At 66.0% G+C, this 23,557-nt stretch carries 26 protein-coding genes; 10 read left to right on the forward strand and 16 right to left on the reverse strand.

Annotated elements, in window-relative coordinates; genetic code table 11:
- Positions 1-18 precede the first annotated feature (18 nt).
- The 3 genes from EH231_RS18680 to EH231_RS18690 are packed head-to-tail and all read left to right on the forward strand — an operon-like array spanning position 19 to position 2,103.
- Positions 19-723, forward strand: a complete 705-nt coding sequence (locus EH231_RS18680; RefSeq protein ID WP_124713046.1) for an SRPBCC family protein — start codon at positions 19-21, stop codon at positions 721-723.
- On the forward strand, positions 720-1,604 hold the full coding sequence (locus EH231_RS18685) for an FAD binding domain-containing protein (protein WP_090426476.1): 885 nt from the start codon (positions 720-722) through the stop codon (positions 1,602-1,604). Before EH231_RS18680 ends, EH231_RS18685 begins: the two co-directional genes overlap by 4 nt.
- Positions 1,597-2,103 (forward strand): (2Fe-2S)-binding protein, encoded by a 507-nt coding sequence (locus EH231_RS18690; protein ID WP_124713047.1) that lies wholly within the window; start codon positions 1,597-1,599, stop codon positions 2,101-2,103. The genes EH231_RS18685 and EH231_RS18690 overlap by 8 nt, the downstream gene beginning before the upstream one ends.
- On the opposite strand, the gene EH231_RS18695 is transcribed toward EH231_RS18690, so the two are convergent.
- The 4 genes from EH231_RS18695 to EH231_RS18710 are packed head-to-tail and all read right to left on the reverse strand — an operon-like array spanning position 2,081 to position 6,333.
- Positions 2,081-2,515, reverse strand: coding sequence for a YdeI/OmpD-associated family protein (locus EH231_RS18695; protein ID WP_124713048.1), 435 nt, complete (start codon positions 2,513-2,515; stop codon positions 2,081-2,083). The genes EH231_RS18690 and EH231_RS18695 overlap by 23 nt on opposite strands.
- A 41-nt stretch (positions 2,516-2,556) precedes the next feature.
- The gene (locus EH231_RS18700; protein ID WP_090426465.1) at positions 2,557-3,000 is read right to left on the reverse strand and encodes a hypothetical protein; all 444 of its coding nucleotides are present in this window, start codon (positions 2,998-3,000) and stop codon (positions 2,557-2,559) included.
- Position 3,001: 1 nt separating this feature from the next.
- Positions 3,002-5,854 (reverse strand): MMPL/RND family transporter, encoded by a 2,853-nt coding sequence (locus tag EH231_RS18705; protein ID WP_241177764.1) that lies wholly within the window; start codon positions 5,852-5,854, stop codon positions 3,002-3,004.
- Entirely contained in the window at positions 5,851-6,333 is a 483-nt protein-coding gene (locus EH231_RS18710; protein WP_124713049.1) for an MmpS family transport accessory protein, read from the reverse strand. Before EH231_RS18710 ends, EH231_RS18705 begins: the two co-directional genes overlap by 4 nt.
- Before the next feature lie 205 nt (positions 6,334-6,538).
- Between EH231_RS18710 and EH231_RS18715 the strand changes: the two genes are divergently transcribed.
- Together EH231_RS18715 and EH231_RS18720 are read left to right on the forward strand one after the other, a co-directional pair.
- On the forward strand, positions 6,539-7,018 hold the full coding sequence (locus EH231_RS18715; RefSeq protein ID WP_090426459.1) for a MarR family winged helix-turn-helix transcriptional regulator: 480 nt from the start codon (positions 6,539-6,541) through the stop codon (positions 7,016-7,018).
- A gap of 64 nt (positions 7,019-7,082) precedes the next feature.
- Entirely contained in the window at positions 7,083-7,970 is an 888-nt protein-coding gene (locus EH231_RS18720) for an NAD(P)-dependent oxidoreductase (protein ID WP_124713050.1), read from the forward strand.
- Between the two features lie 67 nt (positions 7,971-8,037).
- Here EH231_RS18720 and EH231_RS18725 read toward each other — a convergent pair whose 3' ends face one another.
- Both EH231_RS18725 and EH231_RS18730 read right to left on the reverse strand, forming a co-directional pair.
- The gene (locus EH231_RS18725; RefSeq protein ID WP_090426454.1) at positions 8,038-8,883 is read right to left on the reverse strand and encodes an SDR family oxidoreductase; all 846 of its coding nucleotides are present in this window, start codon (positions 8,881-8,883) and stop codon (positions 8,038-8,040) included.
- Between the two features lie 11 nt (positions 8,884-8,894).
- Positions 8,895-9,803, reverse strand: coding sequence for an enoyl-CoA hydratase (locus EH231_RS18730; RefSeq protein ID WP_090426452.1), 909 nt, complete (start codon positions 9,801-9,803; stop codon positions 8,895-8,897).
- 267 nt (positions 9,804-10,070) lie between these two features.
- On the opposite strand from EH231_RS18730, the gene EH231_RS18735 reads away from it, so the two are divergent.
- The 5 genes from EH231_RS18735 to EH231_RS18755 all read left to right on the forward strand — a co-directional run bounded on the left by EH231_RS18735 (position 10,071) and on the right by EH231_RS18755 (position 13,011).
- Entirely contained in the window at positions 10,071-10,457 is a 387-nt protein-coding gene (locus EH231_RS18735; RefSeq protein WP_090426451.1) for an intersectin-EH binding protein Ibp1, read from the forward strand.
- Between the two features lie 56 nt (positions 10,458-10,513).
- Positions 10,514-10,852 carry a hypothetical protein gene (locus EH231_RS18740; RefSeq protein WP_090426449.1) on the forward strand — a complete coding sequence of 113 codons (339 nt, stop codon included), beginning with the start codon at positions 10,514-10,516 and terminating at the stop codon, positions 10,850-10,852.
- A gap of 107 nt (positions 10,853-10,959) precedes the next feature.
- Positions 10,960-11,349 carry an intersectin-EH binding protein Ibp1 gene (locus EH231_RS18745; protein WP_090426448.1) on the forward strand — a complete coding sequence of 130 codons (390 nt, stop codon included), beginning with the start codon at positions 10,960-10,962 and terminating at the stop codon, positions 11,347-11,349.
- 45 nt (positions 11,350-11,394) lie between these two features.
- Complete coding sequence (locus EH231_RS18750) at positions 11,395-11,559, forward strand: hypothetical protein (RefSeq protein WP_090426445.1); 165 nt, start codon at positions 11,395-11,397, stop codon at positions 11,557-11,559.
- A complete protein-coding gene (locus EH231_RS18755) occupies positions 11,560-13,011 on the forward strand; it encodes an alpha,alpha-trehalose-phosphate synthase (UDP-forming) (protein WP_090426443.1) in 1,452 nt (483 codons plus the stop codon).
- 3 nt (positions 13,012-13,014) lie between these two features.
- Here the strand turns inward: EH231_RS18755 and EH231_RS18760 are convergent, their stop codons facing one another.
- The 10 genes from EH231_RS18760 to EH231_RS18805 are packed head-to-tail and all read right to left on the reverse strand — an operon-like array spanning position 13,015 to position 23,382.
- Positions 13,015-13,500 carry a mammalian cell entry protein gene (locus EH231_RS18760; protein WP_090426441.1) on the reverse strand — a complete coding sequence of 162 codons (486 nt, stop codon included), beginning with the start codon at positions 13,498-13,500 and terminating at the stop codon, positions 13,015-13,017.
- Entirely contained in the window at positions 13,500-14,198 is a 699-nt protein-coding gene (locus tag EH231_RS18765) for an Rv1363c family protein (RefSeq protein ID WP_164480945.1), read from the reverse strand. Before EH231_RS18765 ends, EH231_RS18760 begins: the two co-directional genes overlap by 1 nt.
- Positions 14,198-15,898, reverse strand: a complete 1,701-nt coding sequence (locus EH231_RS18770; protein WP_090426439.1) for an MCE family protein — start codon at positions 15,896-15,898, stop codon at positions 14,198-14,200. Before EH231_RS18770 ends, EH231_RS18765 begins: the two co-directional genes overlap by 1 nt.
- Positions 15,898-17,094, reverse strand: coding sequence for an MCE family protein (locus EH231_RS18775; protein WP_273545725.1), 1,197 nt, complete (start codon positions 17,092-17,094; stop codon positions 15,898-15,900). The genes EH231_RS18770 and EH231_RS18775 overlap by 1 nt, the downstream gene beginning before the upstream one ends.
- The gene (locus EH231_RS18780; protein WP_124713051.1) at positions 17,091-18,464 is read right to left on the reverse strand and encodes a virulence factor Mce family protein; all 1,374 of its coding nucleotides are present in this window, start codon (positions 18,462-18,464) and stop codon (positions 17,091-17,093) included. Before EH231_RS18780 ends, EH231_RS18775 begins: the two co-directional genes overlap by 4 nt.
- A complete protein-coding gene (locus EH231_RS18785) occupies positions 18,461-19,519 on the reverse strand; it encodes a virulence factor Mce family protein (protein ID WP_090426431.1) in 1,059 nt (352 codons plus the stop codon). The genes EH231_RS18780 and EH231_RS18785 overlap by 4 nt, the downstream gene beginning before the upstream one ends.
- The gene (locus EH231_RS18790; RefSeq protein ID WP_124713052.1) at positions 19,512-20,558 is read right to left on the reverse strand and encodes an MCE family protein; all 1,047 of its coding nucleotides are present in this window, start codon (positions 20,556-20,558) and stop codon (positions 19,512-19,514) included. Before EH231_RS18790 ends, EH231_RS18785 begins: the two co-directional genes overlap by 8 nt.
- The gene (locus EH231_RS18795) at positions 20,558-21,763 is read right to left on the reverse strand and encodes an MCE family protein (RefSeq protein ID WP_124713053.1); all 1,206 of its coding nucleotides are present in this window, start codon (positions 21,761-21,763) and stop codon (positions 20,558-20,560) included. Before EH231_RS18795 ends, EH231_RS18790 begins: the two co-directional genes overlap by 1 nt.
- Positions 21,764-21,778: 15 nt before the next feature.
- Positions 21,779-22,621 (reverse strand): ABC transporter permease, encoded by an 843-nt coding sequence (locus EH231_RS18800; protein ID WP_044520588.1) that lies wholly within the window; start codon positions 22,619-22,621, stop codon positions 21,779-21,781.
- On the reverse strand, positions 22,618-23,382 hold the full coding sequence (locus EH231_RS18805) for an MlaE family ABC transporter permease (protein ID WP_003879810.1): 765 nt from the start codon (positions 23,380-23,382) through the stop codon (positions 22,618-22,620). Before EH231_RS18805 ends, EH231_RS18800 begins: the two co-directional genes overlap by 4 nt.
- Positions 23,383-23,557 lie beyond the last annotated feature (175 nt).

A 23,557-nucleotide genomic window follows, 5' to 3' on the forward strand; every position in this document is an offset into this window, starting at 1 on the left:
AGGAAGGGACCACTGATCGTGGAGCTGAACAACGAATTCCGGGTCGCGGTACCTGCGGCGAAGACCTGGGAGGTGCTCACCGACGTCGCACGCGTCGCGCCCTGCCTACCCGGTGCCACCCTGCTGAGCGTCGACGGCGACGACTTCACCGGTGCGGTCAAGGTGAAGGTCGGCCCGATCACGGTGTCCTACAAGGGCGACGCGACGTTCCAGGAAAAGGACGCGGCGGCGCAGCGGGTGGTCCTCAAGGCCAACGGCAAGGAGACCCGCGGCAACGGCACCGCGTCGGCCATCGTGACCGCCCAACTCAAGGACGAGGGCGCCGACTCCACACTGGTGGTGGTCACCACCGATCTGGCCATCTCGGGCAAGGCCGCCCAGTTCGGCCGCGGCGTGCTGGCAGATGTGGCCGGCAGCCTGATCGACCAGTTCGCCGGCAGCCTGGAGGCCGAACTGCTGGGCGGGAAGGCACCGGCGGCCGAAACCGGTTCCGCCGCAGGCTCACCCGAGCAGGCACCTCAGGAGGCCGCCCCCATCAACGCGCTCGCGCTGGCCAAGGTGATGGCGGTGCCGATGGCCAAGCGGTTCGCGCCGGCCATCGGCGCGGTCGCAGCCGCGGGTGTGCTCGGCTTCCTATTCGGCCGGGCCGGCCGCAGCAAGCGTAAGAGCAGCGGGCTGACCACCGAGGATCTGCACGCCGCGCTGCTGCGGTTGGTGTCATGAAGCCCGCACCCTTCGCGTATCACCGGCCCGCCACGGTCACCGAGGCGGTGTCCATGCTCGGCGAGTACGGCGAGGACGCCAAGATCCTGGCCGGCGGGCAGAGCCTGGTGCCGATGCTGGCCATGCGCCTGACCCACTTCGAGAACCTGATCGACATCTCGCGGCTGCCCGAGTTGAACGACATCACACTGCAGGGCAACGAAGTTCGGATCGGCGCGGCCACCCCCCACGCCATGGTCGGCCTGGACGACGAGGTCGCCGATTCGGTGCCACTGCTGACCCTGGCCACGCCGCACATCGGGCACTTCCAGATCCGCAGCCGCGGCACCCTGGGCGGCGCCATCGCACACGCCGATCCGGCAGCCGAGTACGCGGCGGTCGCGTTGGCGCTCGACGCCACGATCGAGGCCACCTCGGTTCGTGGCACCCGCCAGATCCCGGCCGCCGAGTTCTTCACCGGTCTGTGGGAGACCGCACTGGCCTCCGACGAGATCCTGACCGCGGTGCGCTTCCCGGTTGCCTCGGGGCGCAGCAGCTTCGGGATCGCCGAATTCGCCCGACGCCATGGTGATTTCGCGATCGCCGGCGCGGTGGTCGGATTCGAACTCGATGAGGACGACCGGATCACCCGCTGCGGCATCGGCCTGCTCGGGCTCGGGTCCACCCCGCTGCGGGCCAGCCCGGCCGAGACGGCCGTGATCGGCACCCCGATCGGCGGTATCACCGCTGACGAGATCGGCCGGCTGGCGATGTCCGAGCTCACCGACATTCCTTCCGATCTGCAGGGCTCGGCATCATACCGGTCCCGGGTCGGGGCCGCCATGGTGTCCAGAGCCTGGACCCAGGCGATCACACACAGCGAGGAGACCCTCAATGCATGAACTGCCGGTTGCGGTTTCGGTCAACGGGTGTGGCTACCAGGGTGTGGTCGAGCCGCGGGTGACACTCGCCGATTTCCTTCGGGACAACTGTGGTCTCACCGGGACCCATCTCGGCTGCGAGCACGGTGCCTGCGGCGCCTGCACGGTCCTGCTGGACGGGCAGGCAGTCCGGTCATGTCTGGTGTTCGCGGTTCAGGTGGACGGTCAGGAGGTGACAACGGTCGAAGGTATCGCCGCCCCGGACGGTCAACTGTCTCCGGTTCAGGCCGCCCTCAAGGAGTGCCACGGCCTTCAGTGCGGCTTCTGCACACCGGGATTCGTCACCTCGATCACCGCGATGCTGCGCGACAACCCGAATCCCAGCGACGAGGAGATCCGCGAGGGGCTCTCGGGCAACTTCTGCCGCTGCACCGGCTACCAGGGCATCGTCAACGCCGTGCACCGGGTCTGCGAGCACGCAGAGACCGACGCCGAGCTCAAGCCTCTAGCTCAGCAATGACTTTCGCGATGCGCCGGGCCCGGGTCTCTGCGGCCTTGGCGCCCTGCACCGACGTCACGTGCGCCTTCTGCTTGCTGTAGGAGAGGCTGTCCCATTTCGCCGCAGCGCCCGGTGACTCAGCCAACGCCGCCCGCAGGTCGTCGGGAGCCTCCACGGTGCGTGGTTCGGTGTCGACCGTCAGATCGACGTCAATGGCATCGCCGCCGCCCATCCCCGACTCGTTGCGACGCTCGGCGCTGAACGGAATCAGGAACTTGCCGCCCATCGGGGCGATCGTCGACCGGTATCGGTAGCCGTTCACGTCGACCACGACGGCCGGGCGCTTCCCGGCACCGAGCGCGTCCACCACCTCGGCAGGGACCTCGATACCGGTGTTGTTGCCGTCCTGGAACATCGTCGTCGAGAACTTCATACTTCCCGAATCTAAGCGGTCGAAGTGGTGCACGGATGCCCCTACCGGGCCGGAGCAGCTTTCCGCGCGGGCAGCCGTCGTTTGAGCCGCACGCTCCTGAGTATCTGGATGGCCATGTTGGTGGAGGTCAGCATCGGGAACACGCCGAGGAACGTTCGTTCCGAAGGGGTATGCCCATGCAACTGTTCGAGACTGCCGAAGACGTAGAAGCATCCGATGCAGAACAGAGTGGCCGGAACGGCGAACGCCAGGACGCTGCCACGGACGGAGAGCACCTCACGCGCCAGGCTCAACTCATCGTCCGAGAGTTCCTCTCGTTTGCGGACCTTGCGCAAAGTCGCAGGCAGGACGCCGATGTCCAGCTTCGACGTGACATGCGGTTTGCCCATCGACCGCCTCGCGAACACGAACGCGATGATCGCGAACACCCAGATCAACGAGAAGAAGACGATCGACAGCAGGCCGAAGAGAGTGGAGGTCGTCACGTCACACCCCCGCTTCCTGCTGCTGCGGCAGCTGCCGACCCGCACGCTGCCGCAGTGGACGCTGCCGGATGAAGGTGGGCCACCAGAACCACGGTCCGAGCATGCGTAACAGGCACGGCACGATGAACGACCGGACGATCAGGGTGTCGAGCAGCAGACCTATGCAGACCGTCGAACCCACCTGACCGATGGTGCGCAGATCGCTGATCAGCATCGCCAGCATCGTGAACGCGAACACCAAACCCGCGGACGTCACCACGCCACCGGTGCTGCCGAGCGCCCGGATGAGCCCGGTGTTCAACCCGGCGCCGGTTTCCTCCTTGACGCGGGAGATCAACAGCAGGTTGTAGTCCGAGCCGACCGCGACCAGGATGATGAAGGTCAGCGGCAACACCAGCCAGTGCAGATGCAAGCCGATCAGGTGCTGCCACACCAGTATCGACAGCCCGAACGCGCCGGCATACGAGAACGCCACCGTGCCGGGAATGACGAAGGCCGCCACCAGGCTTCGGGTCAGGTAGAGCATGATCAAGAAGATCAGCACGATCGCGGCGATCGCCACGATCAGCAGATCGGAAGCCGCATAGGCCTTGATGTCCTTGTTGTTCGACCCCGCGCCGCCGATGTAGATCTTGGCGCCGGCCAGCGACGTTTCCTTGAGCGCCGCCTTGATCGCGTCCGGGAACTGCTCGACATGGTCGATCCCTTCCGGGCCCATCGCGTTGCCCTCATGGGTGACGATGAAGCGGGCAGCCTTGCCGTCCGGCGACATCATCAGCTGCATACCGGTTTTGACGTCCTCGTTGTCGAACGCCTCCCTCGGGATGTAGAAGAAGTCGTCGCTTCGGGATTGGTCGAAGTCGTTGCCCACGTTGATCAGATCGAAGAACGTCTGATCGGTCTGCGTGGACTGCAGGTGCGCGGGCCCGTAGTTGTTGGTGATCACGCCCAGCAGGGACCGGCTGTCGGCCATCATCCGCTCCAGCTGCGAGATCATCTGCGGCAGCAGCCGGTCGATGGCCTCGAACGACGTGACGGCGTCGGCGATCTGCGCGTCGAGGCTGTCGATGCCGTCCAGCGAGTCGAACAGTGATCGCATCGCCCAGCACCCTGGGATGTCGAAACAGTGTGGCTCCCAGTAGAAGTAATTCTTCAACGGTCGCAAGAAGTCGTCGAGGTTGGAGATCCCGGCATTCATGTCGTCGGTGACCTGCTTGAGGTTCTCCAACGTGAGCACCGTCGAGTGGAGTTCGTCGGACATCTTCTGGGTCAGCCCGATCACCTGCTGCAGCACCGCGACCGAACGCGCCTGGATCTCGGCCTGCTTGTCGGTGTTCTCGTTCTGCTGCTCGGTGAACGGCAGCTGCTGACCGCTTCCGCTGCCCTGAGTGGTGAACAGGTAGGGAATGGTGGCGTGCTCCAACGGCCGGCCCAAGGGGCGGGTGATGCTCTGCACCATGGCGACACCTGGTAATCGGATGAGGCTCTTCGCCACCCGGTCCAGCGAGATGAAGTCCGCCGAGTTCCGCATGTCGTGATCGCTCTCGACCATCAGCATCTCGCTGAACAGCTTGCTCTGTGAGAAGTGCCGGTCCGACGCCTCGAAGCCGAGATTGGCTGAGCCGGCCGCAGGTTGGTAGGCACGGTCGTCGTAGCTGACCCGGTAGGTGGGGACGAACACCGCTCCGATCATCACGACCGCGGAGCTGGCGACGAAGACAGGCTTGGGCCACCGCACCACGCTCGTCGCGATCCGTCGGTACAGATGCCCCTTGACCGCCCGCTTCGGGTCGAACAGGCCGAACAGGCTGCCGAGGGTGAGTATCGCCGGTGCGAGCGTCAGCGCGGCGGCGATGGTGAACAGCATGCTGATGGCGACGGCCGGCCCCATGGTGTGGAAGTAGTCGAGGCGCGCCAGACTCAGGCAGTAGCAGGCGCCGGCGATCGTCAGCCCGGAGCCGATGATGATCGGGGCGACGCTGCGATAGGCGGTGTAGAACGCGGCTTCTCGGCTTTCGCCGGCCTGTCTGGCCTCCTGATAGCGGCCCAGCAGAAAGATGCCGTAATCGGTTCCGGCGCCCAGGGTCAGCGCCACCACGATGTTCACCGCGAACGACGACAGCGGAATGATGCCGAAGTGTCCGAGGGTGGCGATGACGCCCTTGGCGACGAGCATCTCGATCAGGACGCTGACGAGCGGCACCAGCAGGGTGGAGACCGAGCGGTAGACCACCAGCAGCATGATCACGATGAGGATGATCGTCAGGATCGTGATGTTGTTGAGGCTGGAGTTCGCGATCGTCAGCGTGTCGGAGGCCAGTGGTGCGGCCCCGCTGACGTAGACCTTGAGCCCCGGTGGCGGAGTGTCGTGGGCGATGAGGTCACGGACGGCGTTCACCGACTCGTTCGCCTGGAGCTGGCCGATGTTGCCCGCGAGCCGCAGCAGAACGAATGTCGCCTTCCCGTCCACACTTTGGGCCCCGGCCGCGGTGATCGGCTTCCCCCACAGGTCCATGACGTACTGCACGTGGTCGGGATCCTGCTTGAGCCGGTTCATCAGGTCGTCGTAGTAGCGGTGGTCGCCGTCGTCGAGCGGCCGGTCGGCTTCCAGCACCAGCATCGTCAGGCTGGTGGAGGTGGACTCCTGGAACTTCTCACCGATCCGCAGCATCGCGACCTGTGACGGCGCGTAGCTCGGGATCATCGAGCCGGCGAGTTGTTCGGCGACGCGTTCCACCTGCGGGATGAACGTATTGGTGCTGACGGCGAGTAGCGCCCAGAAGACGATGATCGGCACCGCCAACACGCGTACGGCACGCGCGACGGCCTGTCCGTCCGCCCGGTGTGCGCTCACGCGGACTTCACCCGGCAGGTGACGTCGGCTTCGGCATGGGTCGACGATTGTTCGTCGCGCACAACGTCGTTCACCAGCATCCGGCACCCCACGTCGCCACCGGCGACCTGCGCCGAGATGCTGCCCGACACCACGGTGAGCGTCGTCGTCTCCGTGTGCGTCCACGGCAGCTCGGTGATGTCGACCTTGTGCGGATGGCCGTTGATGTCGACGTAGCTCAGCATCCCGCCGTTGCCGACGGTCCCGAACAACTCATAGGTGAGCCGCTTGGGGGTGAACTGTTCGGGCGCCTGCGCGGTCAGCACGGACGGGACGGGTCCCGGCTCGGACATCTGATGCACCTTCCAGACGGCCACCGAACCGACACCGAGCGCGATGACGGTGACCAAGGGGAGCCAGCCCTTCTGCAGAAAGGTTCCGCCTCGTGGGCGCCGGGTCGCTCGGTCGCCTCGCCCGCTTGCGGGTCCATCCACGATCATGATGGCTAGATATATCGCATATAGGAACTATCTATCAACCCCTTCGACTACCAACTCGCAGCGTACGGCGAGTCTGTGACTTCGCTGTACGTCGCTAATTGGCAGCAGGAGTCGGCCAGTTAGTCCTTGGACCCGCCGCACAACAGGCCAGGCCCACTCTCCTCGGTTCCGCTGTATTACTTCCTATAAATGATATAAATATCTCGTGAGCGATACGCCGGACAGCAGAGTGGAAGCGATCTCGGCCATGCTCGTCTCGAGCGCTGATCTGATGTGGCGACATCTCGCTGACCGCAAAGGCCTGAGCGCGAGCGCAACACTTGTTCTGGTGCGCCTCAACCGCGAGGGGCCTATGAGGGTCACCGCCCTGGCCGAGGCGGAAGGTGCGAGCCAGTCCGGCATGACGCAGCTTGTTCAGCGACTGGAACAGCAGGGACTGGTGGAACGGTGCGACGATCCCGACGACGGACGGGCATGCCTGGTCAAGGTCGGAGAAGGCGGCCGGCGGCTGTGGGATGAGCGCGCCGATATCCGAAAGCGGCGCATCGCCACGCTCCTGGCCGGACTGCCGGATGACGACCAGGTGACCCTGTGGCTCGCCGCACAGGTCGCGGCGCGACTGCTCGACCAGATGCGCGAGATCGCCGATACGCCGGCCGACGCCGAATCCGAGGGCGTTGCCTGATCGGACGGCCGCCGAGACCTTTGCCTTCCGCCAGAGTTCGAACCAACCCGGTAAGAGTGGAGTCATGAAGATCGGATTCATCGGCCTGGGCAACATGGGTGCGGCCATGGCCGCCAACCTGCTCAAAGCGGGTCACGAGGTCACCGCGTACAACCGCTCCCCCGACAAGGTGACCGCACTGGCCGCCCAGGGGGCACGACCGGCCGCCTCGGTGGCCGACGCCTGCCAGGGCGACGTCGTCGTCACCATGCTGGCCAACGACGACGCGGTACGGGCCGTGACATTCGGCGACGACGGCATCCTCGCCTCGCTGTCCGAAGGCGCCGTCCATGTCTCGTCGTCGACAGTCAGCACCGCCCTGGCCGAACGCCTGACCGAGGCCCATGCCACGGCGGGCCAGGGTTTCGTCGCCGCCCCGGTGTTCGGCAGGCCCGAGGCCGCCGCGGCAGCCAAGTTGTTCGTCGTGGCGGCCGGCGCCCCAGCCACAGTCGAGAAGGTGTCGCCGGTTTTCGATGCCATCGGGCAGCGCACATTCGTCCTCGGCGAGGACCCTCAAGCCGCGAACCTCGTCAAGATCAGCGGCAACTTCCTGATCGCCTCGGTGATCGAATCCCTGGGTGAGGCAATGGCGCTCGTGAGCAAGGCCGGGGTGGACAAGCAGCAGTACCTGGAATTGCTGACCTCGACGTTGTTCGACGCCCCTGTGTACCGCACCTACGGCGGGCTGCTGGCCCGCGAAGAATTCACCCCGGCCGGGTTCGCCGCCACGTTGGGCCTCAAGGACGTCAAGCTGGCGCTGAGTGCGGGCGAGGAGCTACAGGTACCGCTGCCCGTCGCGAGCCTGCTGCGTGACCGTTTCCTCACGCTGCTGGCCACCGGCGGCGCCGAATTGGACTGGTCGGCGGTGGGTGCGCTCAGCGCGTGGGAGGCCGGAGCGGACCACCCCGCCTAGAAACGCGTCAGCGCCGAGGATTGCGGCCACCTGTTGACCGCAATCCTCCGCGCACCGGCTTTCCGACCTAGTCGGCGGCGACCACGCCGCGCAGCCCGTCGACGCCGTACAGCGGTTCCAGCATTCCCGAGATGTCGGGGCCGCGGCGCAGGGCGTGCCCGCCGTCGACACCGATGGCCTGACCGGTGATCCAGCCCGCCGCGTCGCTGAGGAGGAACACGGCCAGATTGGCGATGTCCTCGACCTCACCGAACCGCGGCATCGGCGTGCAGGCCTCGTAGTCGTCACGGGCCGCCGGGAGTTCGAAGACGGGACCGACCATCTCGGTGCGGGTCAAGCCGGGCCGAATGCTGTTGAACCGCACCGAGGACGGCCCGAGCTCATCGGCGGCCAGCTTGAGCAGATGGTCGAACGCCGCCTTGCTCACTCCGTATGCACCGAACCACCGGTGGGTGTTGCTCGACGCGATCGAGGAGATGCCGACGAACGAGCCGCCACCACCACGGACCATCTCCCGGCCCGCGTGCTTGATCAGGTACATCGTGCCGTTGACGTTGAGATCGACGGTCTGGCGCCACAGTTCGGAGTCGATCTGCGTGATCGGACCGATGGTCAGCGACCCACCGGCACTGTGGACCACACCGTGCAGCTGGCCGTGCCAGGCAGTGGCCGCGTCGACCGCGCGGCGAACCTCGTCCTCGTTGGTGACGTCGGCGGGTTCGTAACGCACCGATCCACCACTGGTACCGAGCCCTGCGTTCAATTCGTCGGCAGCCGCGCTCAGCTTGTCGGCATTGCGCCCGATCAGCAGGGCGTTACCGCCGGCCGCGACGATGCCGGCCGCGGCACCCTTGCCGATGCCGCTACCGCCACCGGTGACCAGGTAGGTGCGATCCTTCAACGACAGTTCCATTTGCGTCATCCTTATGGTGTATCTCGCCGGGCCGGCTTCGGGGCCCCCAGCGTCCGCCAGTCGGGAACATCAGGTGGCATACCCACCGGCCAGCGGTTCTCGTTGGCCGACGCCCAGTGCGCGTGCCCGAGTTCGTGAATGTGGAATGCATGGCGCAGCGCCTCGGTGAAGCCCATCGCGTCGCTGGCCGCGTTGACAGAATCCTTGACCAGCAAGGCCGCCATCGTCGGCCGCTCGGCGATACGCCGCGCGAATTCCAGTGTCTTGTCTTCGAGTTCATCGCGGGCGAAGACCTTGGACACCATGCCCAAGCGGTACGCCTCATCGGCATCGATCGAATCACCGGTCAGCAGTAGCTCTTTGGCCTTACGGGCGCCGAACTCCCACGGGTGGGCGTAGTACTCGACGCCCGGCATCCCCATCCGCACCCCGACCACGTCACTGAACTTGGCGTCGTCGGCGGCCACGATCAGGTCGCAGGCCCAGATCAGCATCAGGGCCGCCGAGATCGCATTGCCCTGCACCTGGGCGATGGTGATCTTGCGCAGATCACGCCAGCGCCGGGTGTTCTCGAAGTAGAAGTGCCACTCCTGCAAGTAGGTCCGCTCGGTGACGCCGGCGGCGGTGGCACCGTGGGAACGGAAGGTCGGGTGCTGGGTCGGACCGGGTGTGCGCTCGGCGAGGGCCTCTTCGGAACCGAGGTCATGGCCGGCCGAGAAGTTCTTGCCGCGCGCTGCCAGGATCACCACGCGGACCGCGTCATCGGCCTCGGCCCGGCCGAATGCCTCGTCGAGTTGCACCAGCAGGGTTCGGGACTGAGCGTTCTGCGCATTCGGACGGTTCAGCCAGATCCGGGCGATGCGTCCCTCATCGAGTGTCTCGTATTCGACCTGACGGGCCTCGTCGTCGGAACTGACCATTTCGGACCACCTCTTAGGCAGGGTAAGTAAGTAACGAACTGCACATTACGTGTATCGCGTAACCGAGCTCACACCGGGATCACAGCTACCGTTCAGCCGCTTCACAGCAGAATGCGTTACTCCGTCGGCATTGCATCGTTCACAGAGCCATTTCCCCTAGTAAAGGGTAGGATATCGATCACGGGACGACATCACCGACAACCGTCGTCAGACCACCGCGGCCGGGGTACAGCAAACCTTTTGAGGCCCTGAAGAGAAAGCATCACAATGGCCAACTCCCCGTTCATCGCGCGTCGCTTCGTCGTCGCGGCAGGCATTGCCGTGGCCATCGCTTCAGCCCCCGCCCTGACAGTCCTCGCGATGCCCGCTTCCGGCTCACTCGCCTCCTGCCCCAGTGGGGAAACCGAAGACACCTTCACCAACGTGTGCGTCCCGGATCTGGTGCCGAACTCGCCCAACGCGTTCAGCCCGACCGCCGGCAATCCGAACCTGCCCTCGGTGAACGTGCCCGACGGCGGCGGCTCGATCCCGTGCACCGGCGCCAACTCGGGTGAGTGCATCGGCCTGGCCGAGGAGCAGCAGGCCGAAGGCCCGCAACCGGTTCCGCAGTCGACGGTCGGCAGCAGCCCGACCGTGCACGGCTCCATCGGCTGATACAGCCCCACCGCAGAGACCGCACAGTAAACCTCCAGCAGTCCTAGACTGCTGACGTGAAATCACGTGTTGCGCCCGTCGTGCTGTCCGTCGCCGGCGCCGGTTGTGCACTGTCCCTGTGGCTGGGCGCACCGGTCGCACACGCGACGTGTACTTCCGGCGAGGAAGAGGACGTCTACACGACCACTTGCACGCCGTTCCTGGTGCCGAATTCACCGTCGCCGTTCAGCGGCATCCCCGGCAATCCGGATTTGCCGGCCGTGAACCTCCCCGGCGGAGGCGGAGCCATCCCTTGCACAGGCCACAATGCCGGCGAATGCATCGGACTGGCCGAGGAGGACGAGGCCGAAGGGCCACAACCAATTCCGCGGTCAACAATCAGCGCCAGTCCGTAACAGTTTGGGGCGGTTTCCCAGCCAACTCGTAGATCTGATGCAGATCTCTCACAGCATCCATAGAATCCCAGTCAACAAACAATCGAATACCTAGAGAAAGCGTGACGATGGCGACCTTCCCGATCTCGATGCGACGACTGATCTTTGCCGGCGGATTTGCACTCGCTGCGGCCGCCGCCCCAGCGATCGCCGCGTTCTCCGTACCCGTGTCTTCCGGCCCGGCGATCGCCTGCCCGACGGGCGAAGAGGAAGACCTCTACAGCGGCGCGTGCGTGCCGCACACCGTGCCGAACTCTCCCGGCCCGTTCAGCGCCACCCCGGCCAACCCCGACCTGCCCTCGGTGAACGTGCCCGGCGGCGGCGGCTCCATCCCGTGCACCGGCGCCAACTCGGGCGAGTGCATCGGCCTGGCCGAGGAACAGCAGGCTCAGGGGCCGCAGCCGGTCCCCGAGTCGACCGTCGGCAGCAGCCCGACCGTGCACGGTTCCATCGGCTGATGGCGTGAGGCGACCGGGGTTCTCCCGGTCGCCTACAGTTGTGTCATGCCTGCGAAAACTGATACCGCCGAGATCGACGACGTCGAACCGCTCGCCGACAGCACTGCCAGCCAGGCCCGTCGCGTCGTGGCGACCTACGCCACCGACGCCGACGAGTGCCGGATGTTTCTGTCCATGCTCGGCATTGGACCCTCGAAAACCGAGGCGTAAGTGAGTCCGGAGGGCGGCCCCGAGGCCGCCTCCGGTAACTCCGACTTCGTCGTGGTGGCCAATCGGCTGCCCATCGACATGGAGCGGTTGCCGGATGGCAGCACGACCTGGAAGCGCAGCCCCGGCGGACTGGTAACCGCGCTGGAACCGCTGCTGCGTAAACGGCGCGGCGCGTGGATCGGCTGGGCCGGCGTCCCCGACAGCGGCGAAGAGCCCATCGTCGAGGACGGCGTGCAGCTCTACCCCGTGGAACTGTCCGCGCAGGATGTCGCGGACTACTACGAGGGGTTCTCGAACGCCACCCTGTGGCCGCTGTACCACGACCTCATCGTCAAACCCGTCTACCACCGCAAGTGGTGGGACAGCTACGTCGACGTGAACCGGCGTTTCGCCGAGGCCACGGCGCGGGCCGCCGCACCCGGGGCCACGGTCTGGATCCAGGACTATCAGCTGCAGCTCGTCCCCAAGATGCTGCGCATGCTGCGTCCCGACGTCACCATCGGCTTCTTTCTGCACATCCCCTTCCCGCCGGTCGAGCTGTTCATGCAGATGCCGTGGCGCACCGAGATCGTCGAAGGCCTGCTCGGAGCCGATCTGGTCGGGTTCCACCTGGCCGGGGGCGCCCAGAACTTCCTGGTCTTGTCCCGCCGCCTGGTCGGGGCCAACACCTCACGCGCTTCGATCGGCGTCCGCTCCCGCTTCGGTGAGGTCTCCTACGGGTTCCGCACGGTCAAGGTCGGGGCCTTCCCCATCTCGATCGATTCGGCCGATCTGGACGCCAAGGCACGTAACCGCGCGATCCGGCAGCGGGCCCGGCAGATCCGCGCCGAGCTCGGGAATCCGCGAAAGATCCTGCTCGGCGTCGACCGGCTCGACTACACCAAGGGCATCGACGTCCGCCTGCGCGCCTTTACCGAACTGCTCGAAGAGGACCGGATCAAGCGCGACGACACCGTGCTGGTCCAGCTGGCCACACCGAGCCGCGAGCGGGTCGAGAGCTACATCGCGATGCGCGAGGACATCGAGCGCCAGGTCGGGCACATCAACGGTGAATACGGTGAGGTCGGGCATCCGCTGGTGCACTACCTGCACCGGCCGGTGCCCCGGGACGAGCTCATCGCGTTCTTCGTCGCGGCCGACGTCATGTTGGTCACCCCGCTGCGGGACGGGATGAACCTGGTGGCCAAGGAGTATGTGGCCTGCCGCAATGACCTCGGCGGCGCATTGGTCCTGTCGGAGTTCACCGGTGCTGCGGCTGAGCTGCGTCAGGCCTATCTGACCAACCCGCACGATCTCGAGGGCGTCAAGGATGCCATCGAGGCGGCACTGGAGCAGAGCCCGGAGGAGGGCAGGCGCCGGATGCGCGCGCTGCGCCGCCAGGTGCTGGCCCATGACGTGGACCGGTGGGCGCGCGCCTTCCTCACCGCGCTGGCAGGCGCGAAGTCAGACTGAGGGCTAGATCGGGTTGATCGCGTTGATCAGCCAGTTCCCGCCGATCTTGCGGTAGTCGACGCGCAGCCGGCTGCCGTCATACAGCGGTTGGCGGGACTGGTCGGTCACGGTGCGGTTCATGTACACCAGCACCGATCCCGATTCGCGTTCGGCGGTCATCACACCGACGCCGACGACGCTGATCTGGACCACCAACTGACGCTTGCGCGCCTCGGGGATCACCTTGGCGGTGGCGTCCTGTTCGAACTTCTGCCGGAAGTCCGGCGCGAGCAGCGGATAGGTTTCCGACAGGCTGCGCTCGACGGTCTGATAGTCGTAGCCGAACACCTTCGGGATCTGGTCGGCGGCCACAACGGGCAACTCGGCCCGCGTGGTCTCCTGGCCGCGTTGCGTCACGCGGTTCCAGTAGAGCGAGCCACCGATACCGGCGAAGGCGACGAAGGCCACCGCCAGCACGCCGATCAGCAGGCCAGTGAGTTTAGGGCGCATCAGTTTCCACCGTCGGGGTACTTGAGGTCGTATCCGGTCATGTGGCCGTTGTCGTCCTCGTGCACGATCACCCGCAACCGGTACGGACGGGTCGGAGAATTGACGCCGTCCATGTCGGCGACCGTGACGCGCACCGCCACCAGCACCGACGCATTCCCGGCGATCTCGTCCACCTTCTCCAGCGCCGCTCCGTTCACCACGGCTTCCGAGCTGGCCTTGGTGTCACGGAACAGTGCTTTGAGATTGTCGGCGTTGTTGCCCTGGCTCATCATGTCGCGCAGCGGGCCACTCGTGCCGTCGATGAAGCGGCTCACGCTCTCGTCGATGGTGTCCTGGGTGTAGCTGAACATGTTGATCACGGTCTGCTCGCCCGTGTCGACGAAGCGCTCGTTGCGGGCCTGCACATCGTCCACGGCCCGCTGCTGGCCGAGCATGACGTACCCGAGCACACCCAGCGCCACGGTCCCCAGGCCGAGTGCCACGGCCGCCGCCAGCGCCACCAGCCCGCCGTGGGCACGCCGCCGGGGCGGTGCCTTCAGCGGTGTCAGCTTCGGCACCCTGGGTGCCGTGGTGGTCGATGATTCGACCACCACGGTGGTTGTGGTCACCTCGCCGGCGGGCGCGGCCCCGGTCGGGCCGGCCGCCCTGGACGCGCGCCTACGCACCGGCCTCTGATTCGAGGCCGTTTCTTCCGTCATCAAGCCTGCCTTGGATCCAGCATCAGGTCTACCCAGGTCTCCGCGGGTGCCAGATTGTCGGCGCCGGCCGCATACACGCCGGTGCCTCCGTCGGCGTCAGCGAAGACCCCACTGTGCTGATCGTAGGTGCCGATCCCTGGAGCGCTGGCCAGAGGTGGTGCCTCGGCCGGCAAGGGTGCATCCGGAGCCGGTGCGGGCGCTTCCGGCGCCGGTGCCGCTTCGGGCGCTCCCGGAGGCGTCCGGCCGTACGGGGGCACGATCTGGTCCGGCGGCGCGAAGTACGGCCACGGCGGCGGCGGGGTGCCCGGCTTGTTCGGCGGCACCGGCAGCGGGAACGGCGCGTGCGGCGCCGGCCCCGGGCCCGGCTCGACACCCGGCGGCAACTGCACCACCGGCGGACCCGGATCCGGGTCGACCTGCGGCGGGATGTTCGGGAACTTGTTGGGCGGCAGGATGTTGCGCCCGTCCTCGATCGGCGTGCCGTACGGCACCGGCGGACCGCGCCACGGGTTGGAGCCCACGGGAATGTAGCCGTTGGGGTCGCGGCACAACTGGATCGTGGGTGCCCGCTTGCCCGGGAACTCCTGGCACGGGTAGTTGCGCGCGCCACGCACCACGGACGGATCGTTCTGTGCGGTCTTGCAGTACATGTCGGTCGGCAGATCCCGCAGGGTCAGATCGGCCGGGGACCGGGTCTGGGTCGGCGGGAGGAAACCCGTCAGGCACGGCGGCGCATCGCCCAGGTCGACCTTGAAGTCGAGCTTGCCGCCCTCGTCGACCGGCACACCGCCGGCGACTGTGTTCAGTGCCGCCATCAGGGCCGGGAAGATCACCAGCGCCTGCTCGAGCGACTTGCTGTAGATCACGCCGATCCGGCCGAAGTTGGCCAGGTTGGCCGCCAGCACCGGGAACGTCGGGCGGATACCGCTGAACGCGGTGTTGGCCGCCTCGGTGGTGCCAGGCACGGTCTTGAGGGTGGCGCGCAGCTGCGGGTCGGCCTTGTTCACCTCACCGGTGAACCTCGCGAGCCCGTCGGCCAGCGACCGGATGTTGTCACCGCTGCGCATCTGCGCTTCCAGGAACGGCCCGGCCTGGTCGATCAGCTGGGTGGTCTCGCCGGAACTGGCGTTGGCCTCATCGATCAGCAGGCGCGAGGACTCGATGAGCCGCGCCAGTTCGGGCCCGGATCCGTTGAACGCCTTGAACGTCTCGCGCAGCAGATCCTGCAAGCGGCTGTTTCCGATACTGCTGACCAGCGTGTCGGCCTCGTGCAGCATGCCCGCGATGTCCTGGCCGACCCGGGTGTTCTGTTGATCGATGGTCGCACCGTTGCGCAACTTGCCGGTCGACGGTGACTCCGGCGGAATCAGATCGATGTACTGCTCACCGACTGCCGAGACGCTCTTGACCGTCGCGGTGACGTTGTCCGGGATCGCCGTGCTGCTGTTCAGCTGCATCCTGGCGACCACGCCGTCGGGGGCCAGGCCCACCGAATCCACCCGGCCGACCGTCACACCGCGGTAGGTGACGTTGGCGTTCGAGTAGATCCCGCCACCGGTGAGGAAGTTGGCGTTGACGTGATACGTGCCGATACCCACGGCAGCAGGCAGATGCAGATAGAACAGCGAGATCGCGCCGACGGTGAGGACGGTGACGACCCCGAAGATCATCAACTGCATGCGGGTCAGCCGGTCGATCATTACGGCTTCTCCTCGTGCTGGGTGGCAGTTCCGGCGGGGATCTTGAACGGGTCGGCGGCCTGTCCGGACAGGTTGGCCATCTCTCCGGTCAGCCAGTCCGGCGGATTGATCACCTCGTCGAGGTGCTTCATGTTCGGGTCGAATCCGCCCGTGGTGAAGATCGACTCGCCGAACCGGCGCAGTGTCAGGTCGAACGTGACGAACACGTTCAGGTAGTCACCGCGGACCGCGTTGCGCAAGTACTTGTAGTGGAACGGGAACGTGGGCAGGAACTCCAGGTCCTTGATGAAATCGTCGGCGTTGTCGTTGAATGCCTTGATCACCGGATAGAGATCCTTGATGTCGGCCGCGAAATCGTCCTTGGTCGACGACAGGATCCGCGAGCCCACCTCGGCGAAGCCGCGCAGCGCGGTGAACGCCTCGATGATGTTGGAGCGGTTGTCGTTGAGCACCTTGAGCGCCCCGGGCAGGGTGTCCAACGTGCGGCCCAGGTTGTCCTTGCTGCGGGCCAGGATCGAAGCGAAGCGGTTCAGCCCGTCGGCCGCGGCGATGATGTCGTTGGTCTGCTGGTCCAGCGATGAGGTCAGCTCGGCCAGGCGCGGGATCAGCTCGGCGAAACTTCCGGCCCTGCCTGCCACCGCGGCGTAGGCCTCATCGGTGATGTCCTGCAGCGCACCGAGATTGCCCTTGTTCACCACCATGCCCAATGAGGACAGCACTTCCTCGGTGGTCGGGTAGCGGCTGGTCTGCGACAGCGAGATGTTGGAACCCTCGCGCAACTGCCCCTGCGCCGGTTCGTCAACCGGTTCGGACAACTGCACGTGCTGAGAACCCAGCAGCGATGTCTGGGCAACGCGCGCAACGGCATTCGCCGGGAGCTTTACGTCGCCATCCAACGACAGCTGTACCGCCGCGTAGAAGCTGCCGTCCGGACGCTGCATGGCGTCCAGACCGGACACACTGCCCACCGTGACGTCGTCGACCATCACCGGCGAGTTCTGCGGCAGGGTCGCCACATCGGGCAACTCCACGGTGACATTGTAGGACCCCGCCCCGTGCCCGGCCGTGCCGGGCATGTTGAGCGAGTTGAGCCCGCCGAACTGGCAGCCGGCCAGCAGCATCGCGCCGCTGCCGATCGCCAGCGTGCGTCCGCTGAACCGGGATGCCTTACCCCTCAATGCTTTACCCCTCATCATCCGCCGGCACCAGCCTCAGCAGGCGCGGGCGCAGGTCCGGGCGCGGGACCGACTCCTGTTCCGGGTGCGGGCGCGGGTGCATCCGGCGGCAGGATCAGCGAACTCAGCGTCGCGTCATGCGGGATCTGCGGCGGCGTCACGCCCGGGGCGTTCTGCCACTGCAGGTACGGCACCGGGGTCTCCGACTTGGCCTCGGTCGCCGGGGTGTCGTACATGATCTGACCCTTGTAGGCGGTGATGCTGTTGACCGGGTGGAACAGCACCGGCGGGTAGTTCATCGTGATGCGGCGCAGCACCGGACCCATCCGCTGCCTGCAGATCTCGGCGCGCTTGTAGTTGTCCGGGTTGGCGCCGATGTCGAAGGTGCCACCACAGATGAACTGCGTCGGGTTGGCGAAGTTGGGCAGTGACAGCAGGCCACCGACGGTGCCCTGGGCCGGGTTGTAGATGTTGTAGAAGTTCGCCAGACCATTGGGCGTGACGTGCAGGATCTGCTCGATGTCGTCACTGTGGTCGGTGAGGATCTGGGTGAAGTCCGCCAGCTTGCCCACCTGGGCGATCAACGCGTCGTTGTTCTCGTTCAGGAATCCGCGGACATCGCCCAAAGCCTGGTTCAGCGTGCCCAGGGTCTGATCGAGGCCGTTGGAGCTGTCGGCCAGTACCTGCGACACGGACGCAACGTGATTGGTGAACTGCACGATCTGTTCGTTGCTGTTGGACAACGCGTTGACGAGGACCTGAAGGTTCTTCACCGTGCCGAACAGATCGGTGCGGGAATCACCCAACCGGCCCGCGGTCTGGGACAGCTCCCTCAGTGCGTTGCGGAACGAGTCGCCGTTGCCGTCGAACGTGGTGGCGGCCTGGTCGACGAATGCCGCGATCGGACCCTGGACCGAGTTGGCCTGCGGTCCGAGTTGTGAACTGAGCTGCGTGAGTTGCTCTTTGACCTCGTCCCATTCGACCGGGACGCCGGTGCGGTCCAGCCCGATCGACGCGCCGTCGGCCATCACGTCGCCCTCGGTGTAGGCCGGCGTCAACTGAATGAACCTGGCCGACACCAGGTTCGGCGAGAGGATCAGCGCCTTGGCATCGGCGGGCACCTTGATGCCGCGGTCGAGGGTCATCTCGATCTTGACGTCCGAGGGCCGCGGCTCGATCGAGTCGATCGTGCCCACCGGCACACCGACGATCCGAACCTCGTCGCCGGGGTACAGGCCGACGGCGTTGGTGAAGTACGCCGTGAGCTTGGGACCCGTCCGCGACGGCCACACCTGGTACACGCCGACGGCGAGCACCGCCAGCAGCAACACGGCCAGGCCGATGCGCATCCACCGGTTACGACCGGACGACACCGAACTCTCTTGGGTCATGGCGATTTCGGCCTAACGATCGTGCGTTCGGAGATGTATCCACGCAGCATGTCGGCGAGGCTGTCGGGCAGCTTCCCCGGCTGGAAGTAGGTATCGAGCAGCACCTCGGACATCGACGCCGGCGGCAAGCCGTACAGGTTGATGTTGAAGCCCGGACCGTTGCCGACCACCTCGGCGAGGGTGGTCGCGTACGGCGGCAGGCGGCGCAACGCCTCGCCGATGTGCTCTTTGCGCTCCAGCAGGTTGTCCATCACCAGGTTGAGCTTCTCCAGCGCCGGCTTGAACTCCTTGCGGTTGTCGGCGACGAATCCCGAGAGCTGCCTGGACACATCGTCGATGCCGGCGATCAGATTGCTCAGCGCCTGCCTGCGCTCGTCGAGCGCGGCGAACAGCTGGTTGCCGTCGGTGACCAGCTGGTTGACCTGACCGGCGCGCGATGCCAGCAGATCCGACACCCGCTTGGCGTGCGCAAGCAATCCTTCGAGGGCCTCATCGCGCTTGTTGATGCTGCGCGACAGGTTGGCCACACCGTCCAGCGCGCCCCGCAACTGCGGTGTGGCATCACGCAGGGTGTCGGTCAAGGTCTGGAGGGCCTGCTCGAACTTCGGCTTGTCCAGTTCGGAGACGTTCTGCCCCAGGTCCTGCAGGGCCGTGTTGAGCGTGTAGGGAGTCGTGGTGCGTCCCAACGGGATCACCGTCGAGGACCCACTGCCCTTCGGCGTCACCGAGAGCGACTTCTGACCCAGCACGGTTTCGGTCTTGATCGCCACCAGTGACTGATCGCCGATCTTGATGTTGCGATCCACGGTGAAGCTGACCTTGGCGGTGTCACCGGCCAGCGCCACCCCGGTGACCTTGCCGACCGCGATGCCGGAGACGTTGACGTCGTTGCCCGGATCGATCCCGCCGGCGTCGCTGAAATACGCCTCGTACTTCTTGCCCTGAGGGAAGAAGGGAAGCCCGGTATAGCCGAAGGACACCAGCACCACGCATGCCACCAGGGCGATCCCGAAGATCCCGGTGCGTAGCGCTGTGTCGCCGTCGCGCTTAGCCATTCTCCGAGCACCTCCCCTTCGACGGGTCCGGCGGGCCGCCGAACGGAATCAGAATGTCGCTACCGGCCGGTCCGTTGACCTTCATCCGGATCGAGCAGTAGTAGATGTTGAAGAACGAGCCGTAGGCGCCGAGTCCGTTGAGCCGCAGGTAGTTCTCGGCCAGCGGTTCGATCACCTTGTTGACGTCGGCCTTGCGTTCGTCGAGGCGCTGCGCCAACGGCCGCGCGTTCTCGATGACGGCCTGCAGCGGACGACGCGACTTGTCCAGCATGTCGGTCAGGTCGTTCTCGGCCGAGGCCAGCGGTGCGATGGCGCCGGCGATCGGGTCGCGCCCCTCGGACAGGCCGGAGATGAGCTTCTGCAATTCGTCGACGCTGGAGTCGAACTGCGCGCCCTTCTCGTCGACGGTGCCCAGCACCGTGTTGAGGTTGGTGATCACGTCACCGATCAACTGGTCGCGGGCGGCCAGGTTCTGGGTGAATGCGCTCGTGCTGGTCAGCATGTTCGCCAGCGCTCCGCCCTGACCCTGCAGCATCTCGATGATCGCGTTGGAGATCTCGTTGACCTTGTTGCCGTCAAGGCCTTTCATCACCGGCCGCAGTCCGCCCAGCAGCGCGTCGAGATCCAGTGCGGGCTGGGTGTTCTGCTGCGGGATGGTCCCCCCGGGCGCAAGCTTGCGCAGCTCGCCGGGGCCCGACGTGATCTCCAGATACCGGTCGCCGACCAGGTTCTCGTAGCGCACCTTGGCCCGGCTCGACGTGTAGAGCTGGTAGCGCTTGTTGAGGTCGAATTTCACGTCGACCGTGTTGTCCGGGTTGAGCTTGACCTCGTTGACCGTGCCGACCGGCACGCCCGCGATGCGGACGTCCTGGCCGGCCTTCAGTCTCGAAGCCTGGCTGAACGTGGCGTGGTAGCTGTTCTCCGAGGCGAACCGGAATTCGCCGAACACCACGACCAGCATGGCCGCCACCAACAGCATGGCGATGGTGAAGATGCTGACCTTGAGCATGGTCCGGTCAGGACGCGCACTGGACGCCATCAGAAGCGATCCCTTTCCGCGAACGCGCCATTGAACAGGAACTGCAGGGTCGCCGGGGCGTCGAACTGCACCTCGGTGTTCGGCTGGAACGGCACGTAGGCGTTGTCGGTCACCAGGAACGGTGCGTGGTACCAGCTGCCACCGAACTGCTTGGACGGGATGTCCGGCAGGCCACGGCAGTTGGGGCCGCCCGAGGCGTTCACGATCGGCAGGCTCTCCGGATAGGTGTACGCCGGGGCGCCGGGCAGGAAGTTCGACGACACGAACAGACCGGGCCGGATACCACCGATGATCGGCGCGAACCGGTCCACACCGACCGACACACCCTTCAGCACACAGCCGAACTCGGGTGAGTAGTCGCTGGCCACCTTCAACGGTGCCCGCAGCCGCTGAATGGCGGCGATGTAGTCGTCGGCGGCCGGCTGCAGGGTCGCGGTGCCGTTGTTCGCCAGGCCGGTCGCGGCCAGCAGCGTGGCGTTGAGGTTGGTCTTCTCGTCGACGATCGTCTTGTTCAGGGCGGGCACATTGTCGACGATGCGCGCCAGGTCCGGCCCGGCGTCACCGTAGATGTTGGCTACCGCGGCGGCCTTCGCGAAGTCGTCGCGCAGCGTCGGCAACTTCGGATTGATCTGCGCCAGATAACCGTTGAGTCCCGTGATGGCCGCACCGAGGTCGTCCCCGTGGCCGCGCAGGCCCTCGCCGAGAGCGGTGAGGGTGGCGTTCAGGCTGACCGGGTCGATCTTGTTGAGCACATCCGACAGCGTCTGGAAGAGCGTGTTGACCTCGAGCTGCACGTCCTTGGCAGCCACCGTGCTACCCGGGCGCAGCGAGGTCGGCTGCGGCTCCGCAGGTGGCTGGAACTCCACCGACTTCGCACCGAAGATCGTGTTGCCCGCGATCCGCACCGTGGCGTTGGACGGGATGTAGCGCATCTCGCCACGCTTGATGGACAGCGTCAGCTTCGCCTCGCCGCCGGCGTACGCAATGTCGGTGACCTTGCCGATCTGGATGCCGCGGTACTTCACCTTGGCGTCGCGCTCCATCACCAGGCCGGCCCGCGGCGCGGTCAGGCTGACGGTGTCGGTCGGCGTGAAGGCAGCTGTGTAGGACAGGTAGGTGAAGACCACTGCGGCGGCCAGGATCGCCGCCAGGATCGCAGCGGCGATCCTGACATGACGACGGTGCTTGGAGGGTGCGTCTGCCATAGGAATTCCTGCCACCTACCCGGAAAGGTTGAAGTTGCCGGACGCGCCGTAGACGGCCAGGGAGATGAACAGCGTGATGGTGACGACGACGATCAGTGAGGTACGCACCGCCTGACCGACCGCAATGCCCACGCCGACCGGCCCGCCGGATGCGTTGTAGCCGTAATAGGTATGCACCAGCATCACCGCGATCGCCATCACGATCGCCTGCAGGAACGACCAGAGCAGGTCGCTGGGTATCAGGAACGTATTGAAGTAGTGGTCGTACAGACCCGCCGACTGACCGTTGATGAACACCGTGGTGAACCTCGCGGCGAAGAACGCGGCCAGCACCGACAGCGAGTACAGCGGCACGATCGCGATCAGGCCGGCCAGCAACCGGGTCGAGACCAGGTAGGACACCGCATGGACCGCCATCGCTTCGACGGCGTCGATCTCCTCGGCCACCCGCATCGCGCCGAGCTGGGCGGTTGCGCCCGCGCCGATCGTGGCGGCCAGGGCGATACCGGCGATCACCGGTGCCACGATGCGCACGTTGAGGAACGCCGACAGGAAGCCGGTCAGGGCCTCGATGCCGATGTTGCCGAGCGACGAATAACCCTGCACCGCGATCACACCGCCGGAGGCCAGGGTGAGGAAGGCCGCGACGCCGACGGTGCCGCCGATCATCACCAGGGCGCCTGCGCCCATGGTCATCTCGGCTACCAGCCGGATGGTCTCCTTGCGGTAGCGGTTGATGGCGTTCGGCAGGTACCGCATGGTCTCGCCGTAGAACAGCGCCTGCTCGCCGACGTTGTCGACGACCTTGGGTACGCCGCGGAACAGCCGGCGGAAGCGGAGTGTGGCGTCATAGCTCATCGCACGAGCACCCGGACCCCGATGGCCGTCATGATCACGTTGATCACGAACAGGCAGATGAAGGCGTAGACCACCGTTTCGTTCACAGCGTTACCGACACCCTTCGGGCCTCCTTTTACGGTCAAACCGCGGTAGCAGCCGACCAGGCCGGCGACCACGCCGAACAACAGCGCCTTGATCTCGGCCAGCACGAGCTCGCCGAGGCCGGTCAGCACCGTCAGGCCGTTGATGAAGGAACCCGGGTTGACGCCCTGCAGGAACACTGAGAAGACATAGCCACCGGCGAGGCCGATCGCACAGACCAGACCGTTGAGCAGCAGCGCCACGAAGGTCGAGGCCAGCACGCGGGGCACGACCAGTCGCTGGATCGGATCGATGCCCAGCACGCGCATGGCGTCGATCTCTTCGCGGATGGTGCGGGCACCCAGGTCGGCGCAGATCGCCGTGGCGCCCGCGCCGGCCACCACCAGCACGGTCACCACCGGGCCGAGCTGGGTGATGGTGCCGAAGGCGGTGCCGGCGCCGGAGAGGTCCGCGGCACCGATCTCGCGAAGGAGGATGTTGAGGGTAAACGCGACCAAGACCGTGAACGGGATGGCGACCAGCAGGGTCGGCACCAACGAGACCCGGGCGATCATCCAGGTCTGATCCAGAAACTCTTTGAACTGGAACGGTCGACGGAACATCTTGGCGAAGGTGTCCAAGGACATCTCGACGAAGCCGCCCACGGCCCGGGCCGGAACCGCAAGCTGTTCGATCAACCTGGGCTCCGTTCTCGGGGTACTCGGGTGGGGGAAGTTCCGCGGAAACTCGCGTTAGCGAAAGTTTGACGGCCACGTGACGTGACCGCTCTCCCACCCCTTGGTCTTACGGTGCTCTTAGTGAGCCGGATCATACTAACTAGAACACGTTCGCACTGTCAAAGAATTCAAAATC

The organism is Mycolicibacterium nivoides (genome assembly GCF_003855255.1).
Classification (GTDB): Bacteria; Actinomycetota; Actinomycetes; order Mycobacteriales; family Mycobacteriaceae; genus Mycobacterium; species Mycobacterium nivoides.

Excerpts from the sequence above, each read along its gene's own strand:
- EH231_RS18735 (WP_090426451.1), top strand. The coding sequence starts at position 10,071 with ATGGCCAACTCCCCGTTCATCGCGCGTCGCTTCGTCGTCGCGGCAGGC.
- EH231_RS18710 (WP_124713049.1), bottom strand. The coding sequence starts at position 6,333 with ATGATCGTGGATGGACCCGCAAGCGGGCGAGGCGACCGAGCGACCCGG.
- EH231_RS18775 (WP_273545725.1), bottom strand. The coding sequence starts at position 17,094 with ATGATGAGGGGTAAAGCATTGAGGGGTAAGGCATCCCGGTTCAGCGGA.
- EH231_RS18795 (WP_124713053.1), bottom strand. The coding sequence starts at position 21,763 with ATGGCAGACGCACCCTCCAAGCACCGTCGTCATGTCAGGATCGCCGCT.
- EH231_RS18785 (WP_090426431.1), bottom strand. The coding sequence starts at position 19,519 with ATGGCTAAGCGCGACGGCGACACAGCGCTACGCACCGGGATCTTCGGG.
- EH231_RS18725 (WP_090426454.1), bottom strand. The coding sequence starts at position 8,883 with ATGGAACTGTCGTTGAAGGATCGCACCTACCTGGTCACCGGTGGCGGT.
- EH231_RS18720 (WP_124713050.1), top strand. The coding sequence starts at position 7,083 with ATGAAGATCGGATTCATCGGCCTGGGCAACATGGGTGCGGCCATGGCC.
- EH231_RS18690 (WP_124713047.1), top strand. The coding sequence starts at position 1,597 with ATGCATGAACTGCCGGTTGCGGTTTCGGTCAACGGGTGTGGCTACCAG.
- EH231_RS18800 (WP_044520588.1), bottom strand. The coding sequence starts at position 22,621 with ATGAGCTATGACGCCACACTCCGCTTCCGCCGGCTGTTCCGCGGCGTA.
- EH231_RS18770 (WP_090426439.1), bottom strand. The coding sequence starts at position 15,898 with ATGATCGACCGGCTGACCCGCATGCAGTTGATGATCTTCGGGGTCGTC.
- EH231_RS18760 (WP_090426441.1), bottom strand. The coding sequence starts at position 13,500 with ATGCGCCCTAAACTCACTGGCCTGCTGATCGGCGTGCTGGCGGTGGCC.
- EH231_RS18790 (WP_124713052.1), bottom strand. The coding sequence starts at position 20,558 with ATGGCGTCCAGTGCGCGTCCTGACCGGACCATGCTCAAGGTCAGCATC.
- EH231_RS18780 (WP_124713051.1), bottom strand. The coding sequence starts at position 18,464 with ATGACCCAAGAGAGTTCGGTGTCGTCCGGTCGTAACCGGTGGATGCGC.
- EH231_RS18745 (WP_090426448.1), top strand. The coding sequence starts at position 10,960 with ATGGCGACCTTCCCGATCTCGATGCGACGACTGATCTTTGCCGGCGGA.
- EH231_RS18765 (WP_164480945.1), bottom strand. The coding sequence starts at position 14,198 with ATGACGGAAGAAACGGCCTCGAATCAGAGGCCGGTGCGTAGGCGCGCG.
- EH231_RS18685 (WP_090426476.1), top strand. The coding sequence starts at position 720 with ATGAAGCCCGCACCCTTCGCGTATCACCGGCCCGCCACGGTCACCGAG.
- EH231_RS18730 (WP_090426452.1), bottom strand. The coding sequence starts at position 9,803 with ATGGTCAGTTCCGACGACGAGGCCCGTCAGGTCGAATACGAGACACTC.
- EH231_RS18695 (WP_124713048.1), bottom strand. The coding sequence starts at position 2,515 with ATGAAGTTCTCGACGACGATGTTCCAGGACGGCAACAACACCGGTATC.
- EH231_RS18750 (WP_090426445.1), top strand. The coding sequence starts at position 11,395 with ATGCCTGCGAAAACTGATACCGCCGAGATCGACGACGTCGAACCGCTC.